Source organism: Streptococcus sp. 1055 (assembly GCF_013276815.1).
Taxonomy (GTDB): Bacteria; Bacillota; Bacilli; order Lactobacillales; family Streptococcaceae; genus Streptococcus; species Streptococcus pseudopneumoniae.
Map to the genome: position 1 here is coordinate 1 of NZ_VMLT01000069.1, position 5,632 is coordinate 5,632.

3 protein-coding genes, 1 pseudogene and 1 other annotated feature are annotated in these 5,632 nt (G+C 37.8%); all 4 genes and pseudogenes read right to left on the minus strand.

Annotated features, from left to right (window positions below; translation table 11 throughout):
- Positions 1 to 109: 109 nt before the first annotated feature.
- Positions 110 to 327: a binding site (T-box leader), on the minus strand.
- 69 nt (positions 328 to 396) lie between these two features.
- Positions 397 to 3,093: a phosphoenolpyruvate carboxylase gene (ppc, locus tag HT699_RS06790; protein ID WP_172934199.1), complete on the minus strand. Its 2,697-nt coding sequence runs from the start codon at positions 3,091 to 3,093 to the stop codon at positions 397 to 399.
- Positions 3,094 to 3,117: 24 nt separating this feature from the next.
- On the minus strand, positions 3,118 to 4,341 hold the full coding sequence (locus HT699_RS06795) for an FtsW/RodA/SpoVE family cell cycle protein (RefSeq protein ID WP_023940698.1): 1,224 nt from the start codon (positions 4,339 to 4,341) through the stop codon (positions 3,118 to 3,120).
- A 153-nt stretch (positions 4,342 to 4,494) separates the two neighbouring features.
- Positions 4,495 to 4,821 (minus strand): annotated as a pseudogene (locus HT699_RS06800) (transposase family protein); the annotation flags it as partial.
- Between the two features lie 445 nt (positions 4,822 to 5,266).
- Positions 5,267 to 5,488 carry a helix-turn-helix transcriptional regulator gene (locus HT699_RS06805; RefSeq protein WP_172934200.1) on the minus strand — a complete coding sequence of 74 codons (222 nt, stop codon included), beginning with the start codon at positions 5,486 to 5,488 and terminating at the stop codon, positions 5,267 to 5,269.
- Between the last annotated feature and the right edge of the window lie 144 nt (positions 5,489 to 5,632).

Below are 5,632 nucleotides of genomic sequence, written 5' to 3' on the forward strand. Positions count from 1 at the left end.
GGCTAGCTTCCTAGTTTGTACTTTGATTTTCATTGAGTATAAACAAGCGACGCCATCGTTTTCTTTCCATACTAACCTCCATCAAAAAAATCCTCACACAAAAAACTTGTGTGAGGACGTCGATGCGCGGTACCACCTCAATTATAGGGAATTTCCCTATCGCTCTGTCTCGCAACAACGAGATGCACTGTAAGGTGTGCTCACCGAATTTTTATGATTTCAAATTCTAAATAGCATTCAGCCCAATTTTCATCATCGCCACTTATCTGTTTTCAGCTACCACAGACTCTCTAAAAAGTTTGTATGATTACTTTTCTGAATGGTTAAATTATATCATTTTTCAACTACTTGTCAAGACTCTTTTAGCATTTTTTTGATACTCACTCTTGAAAATTATCAACCTGAATTACGCAATCCTGTCGCAATTCCGTTGATGGTGATATGAATCAATCGTTCTTGATCACTGGACAATTCTCCACGACGTTGGCGTTTAATCAACTCTAACTGAATATAGTTGAGAATATTAAAGTAAGGCATACGGTAATCCAGACTAGCTTTTAGATATGGATTGTCAGCTAAGAGTTCGTCATGTCCTTCAATAGCCAGGATAACGTTCTTAGTAACTTGCCATTCATTTAAAATAGTCTCATAGATGGCCTTAACTTGCTCGTCTTCACAAAGTTTAGCATATTCAAAAGCAATATTCATATTTGATTTTGACAAGACCATATCAACATTTGAAAGAAGCGATTGGAAGAAAGGCCAATTTTGGTACATATCTCGTAAGATAGCAATATTCTTTGGATTTTTATCGATAAATTCCTTGAAGCTTGAACCAACCCCGTACCATCCAGGGAACATAACACGACTCTGTGACCATGAGAATACCCAAGGGATGGCACGCAAACCACCGATTTCAGTAATCGTCTTACGAGCGGCTGGACGAGAACCAATATTAAAACTTGAAATAGCCTTGATTGGACTTGACTCGAAGAAATAATCATAGAAATGCTCATTACCAAAGACCAAATCACGGTAGATATCGTAACTACGATCCACTACTTGATCCATAATGGCTTCATAACGATTTGAGGTATTGGTATCGCTCTTTTTCTGAGTAATCATACGATTAATAGCTGCCGATACTAGCATTTCAAGGTTATAGTAAGCGGCGTCTTTGTTACCGTATTTATTCCCAATTACTTCTCCTTGCTCCGTCAAACGAATGCGATCCTTAATAGACTTGAGCGGTTGAGAGGTGATAGCTTCATAGGTTGGCCCACCACCACGACCAACAGTCCCACCACGACCATGGAAGAAGGTAACTTTAACGCCAAATTCATCTCCAATAGCAGTCAATTGTTGTTGAGCCTTGTAGAGGGTCCAACATGATGACAAGTAACCGCCATCTTTATTACTGTCAGAGTAGCCCAACATGATTTCTTGGTAGTTATTGCGTGAGGCAATCCATTTTTTGGCAAGAGGAAGAGAAAGATATTGTCTCATTGTTTCCTCTGAGTGATCCAAGTCTTCAATTGTTTCAAAAAGGGGAACAATCTGAACACGCGCCCTTTCCGTATCCACCAGTCCTACTTCTTTTAATAGAATAGCTAATTCTAGCATATCAGAAAGGCTGGTTGCATGTGAAATGATGGTCTGACGGATGACGTCATCTCCCAACTTATCTTTCAAAACACGAGCCGTCTTAAAAATAGCTAGTTCTTTTGATAATAGTTCTGATTTTTCTGCGTGAGTAGCAGAAAGAATTCGTGGATCTTCTTCTAATTCTTTCAAGAGAAGGTCACACTTTTCTTCTTCGCTCAACTCGCTATAGCGAGAATGAATTCCTGCTGATTTCAAGAGTTCTACCACACAGGCTTCGTAGACGCTAGAGTCTTGTCGCATATCAATTGATGCTAGGTAAAAACCAAATATCTCTACTGCCTGCAATAATTCCACAAAATCACCTGAAATCAAGGACTCGCCCTTATTTTCTAGTAAAGAATCTCGAATGGCAATCAAATCCTTGTAGAAATCATTGGCGGTTTCATAACGAGTCCCAACTTCCTTATCCTCAATCAGATAGGTTTTTGTTGCTTGGATTTTTGACTGAATATCAAACAAGGCACGACGGTAAAGCTCTTTTTCGCGGTAAATCGAGTTATCCTTGGATTGACGAGCCATTTCTCTGACTTGCTTGCTGACATTGACAATGCTAGTTGAAAGAGAAAATTCACGATAAAGTTGGTAAATCTTTTCATCATAGTAGTTCATGATGACTTCACACTGAGTGAGTGCAGACTGCTTCAAGGTCTCTGCTGTAACAAAGGGATTACCATCACGGTCTCCACCAATCCACATACCCATGGTGATTGGTTTAGCCTGTTTTAAATCCAGACCATGCGCTTGCGCTAAGCGCTTATACTCCGTCGTCAAGTGAGGTAGAGCTTTCAAAAAGGAGCTGTTGTAATATTCCATAGCATTCGTGATTTCGTTAGTCACTTTTAATTTTTTCTCACGAATCATGTCTGTCTGCATGATAATTTCGATATAACGGCGCAAATCATTGTGCCATTTTTCTTTATTGATCAACCCCAACTTAACATCACGGTATTTACGCAAAAGACTATGAATATGATTTGTTAAATCCAACATACTTTTTCGTTGCACTTGTGTTGGATGAGCTGTCAAAACAGGGACAACATTCAAGTGTTCAAGAATTTCAACGGCATTTTCTTTTTCAGCAACCATTTTGATCGTTGTAGATAATTTACCTAAATAGTCCTGATTAATATTATTTTGATGATTGATTTCATAAGCTAAATCCACATCCTCTGAAATATTAATCAAAAGAGGTAAGATTGAAAAATAGCGTGAAATATAGACCATTTCATCATTTGATAAGCTAGTCACTAGACGGTTTAGACCTTGATAATCTTCCTGCGTTGATAATTCTTTCAACTGCATGATTTTTTCAAAGGTCTCTGGGGCAAGCATGTTTTTAGTAATATCTTCCAGCAATTCTGTTAGAATCAATACTTCTTCTTGCACAACACTTTTATTACTATAATTTTCTAATTTTTGAAGAGACATAGACTATCCTTTCTTTATTCTATTTCACAGAAGGTTCATTTGTTGATTTTCCAATTCTCGGTACAACTTAGCGCGTTTTTCACTGGCATCAATATTTAAGACAAAGGCCACTGCCACTGATAAGACTAGAAGACTATTTCCACCCTGGGATAAGAAGGGGAAAGTCACTCCTGTAGATGGAATCAAGCCCGAAATCCCTCCGATATTGACAAATACCTGAACCAACATCATCCCTCCGACACCGAGTGCAACCATGGCATTAAAAGGATTCTCCGCTCGGATACCGACCAAGATAATCCGCAGAATCATGAAAAACAAGAGAGCTAAAATAAGACTAGCACCAACAAAGCCAAATTCTTCAATCACGATAGAAAAGACAAAGTCTGTATGAGCTTCTGGTAAATAACCTCGTTTTTCAATCGAGTTTCCAAGACCTAGACCAAACCAACCGCCATTGACCATGGCAAAATAAGAATTAGCTAACTGGTGACCCGCATCCGCACGATCGGCAAAAGGATTAAAAAAGGCACTAAAGCGCTTGGCCACATAGCCAAATACTGGAATTTTTGAAAAGGTCTCAACACCGATTAGGCTGATAGTGGTCAAGACAAAGACAGAAGCAGTAGATACGAGCACCAGAATGGTTGAAAACCAGCGGTAAGCGATTCCACTAACTGTATACATAATCAAGGAAACCAAGACTAAAATAGTCGCATTCCCTAAATCAGGGAAAATTCCCAAACTTCCAATCAGAACTAGGAGAACGAATCGCCAATCATTAAAAGCACGAGGAAGCCATTGATTTTGAGTCAAAACTTGAAAATCATAAATAGCTATTTCTTCTTGCTGTTTGGAGAATCGGTGAGCCAAATACCAAATAATAATGATTTTTAAGTACTCAGCTGGCTGAATAGTTACTCCTGCAACCGAAATCCAACCGTATGCCCCGTTTACGGAAATACCAATAAAACGAGCCAAGAACAATAAAAGCATTTCTATCAATATAACTAAAATGATTAGTCGCTCATTTCTCAAAAAATCTAGTCTTAATTTATAAATTAAGGCAATCAGTATTAAACTAACAATCCAAAAGATTCCTTGATTTCGAACCAATTGCAAGGCGCTCTTGCCTTCTTCGATTAAAATAGCACTGGTGGTCGAATAGACCACAATCAAGCCCAAAATAGATAAAAGCAAGTAGGGAATCAAGATGGAATAATTTAATAAGTGCCTCTTACTAATCTTCATAGTATCACCACTCTACTAGGATACAGACAAATCTGTTCCAAATTCCGTTTTATTTTCTAGTTTTGATTGCTATTATACCATTTTTTCAGAAAGAAAAAAACTCTTACCTTACAATCCTTCACAATCCTTCGAATTTTACTATTTTTACAGAATTAAGGCAGAATTTGAAATCGTAAAACTATTTTGAATAAGAGTTGCTTCAACCCATTGGCTCCGACGGATTAAGTTGCTTTCGTGAATGCCAAAATCAGCCGCAATTTGTTCATAAGTGCTCTATTCTCGCATGTATTGAATAGTTAGCATGAGGAGACCAGGAGACCGTCTAGGCTTAATTTGGGTTTTCGTCCACTTTTGCGCGTTTACGTTGATAAGCTGTTTTTAACACAACTAACATCTCTTTAAATGTCGTGCGCTGAACTGAACACCTACAAGGCTCTTAAAACGGCTATCGCTTAATTGTTTACTTGCTTCATCATCCATAGTTTTATTGTATTGTATTTTGTTTCGCAGGAAGTCTATTATCCCTTTCGTTCCAAGGTTTTTACGCTTTTAGCAACAAGCTTACACACTCCACGTGATGCGTCTGTAGAACTAAAAAGGTTCGGGGAAGCTTTTGAGGATTAATTGCGTTTATCTAACAAACTCACACATTCAACGTGGCATGACTGATGAAGTCATCATAAGAATTTCACTTGCTGCTCTTTTACGTTGGCAGGCTGAACGGTCAGAAGTATCATTGTATATCATTTGTATCATGGCATATAAAGTATCGCTCTATTTTATTGATGGTTTTAAAATCGCTCTTATCATGGCGAGCCATTCAAATTTGCTCCACAAATGAGGAAAGTACCATTTTAGGCTATTCAGTTGTCAAAGGGCAAATAAAAAATCTCACTCATTTTCAAACTCTATGAAATTGAGGAGATTATTTTCTAAAGCGAATTTTATCAGGAAAATCAGTTAATCCCAATAAATAGTCTGTACTGACGTCATAGAAATCTGAGAGTTTAACCAATACATCAGCCGTCAACGCATGCTCACCCCGTTCAATTTTGGCATAAGCTGAATTTGTAAACGAAAGTATTGTAGCTATTTGCTTTTGGGTCAGATCATGATCCTCCCTCAAATCTCTCAAACGTCTGTACATCTAGCTTTCTCCTAAGAAAAAGTATAGACCATATATTGTAACTATTTAGGATATTGTCCAAATCGGACAACAGGAATTTTACCATCCTTTATATAGACTTTTATTTTTATGTATCAAGTTTTTTAAATCAAAACCACCAGTGTG

What these genes read in the sequence shown, in the direction of transcription:
- HT699_RS06795 (WP_023940698.1), bottom strand. Translation starts at nt 4,341, where the DNA reads ATGAAGATTAGTAAGAGGCACTTATTAAATTATTCCATCTTGATTCCC.
- ppc (WP_172934199.1), bottom strand. Translation starts at nt 3,093, where the DNA reads ATGTCTCTTCAAAAATTAGAAAATTATAGTAATAAAAGTGTTGTGCAA.
- HT699_RS06805 (WP_172934200.1), bottom strand. Translation starts at nt 5,488, where the DNA reads ATGTACAGACGTTTGAGAGATTTGAGGGAGGATCATGATCTGACCCAA.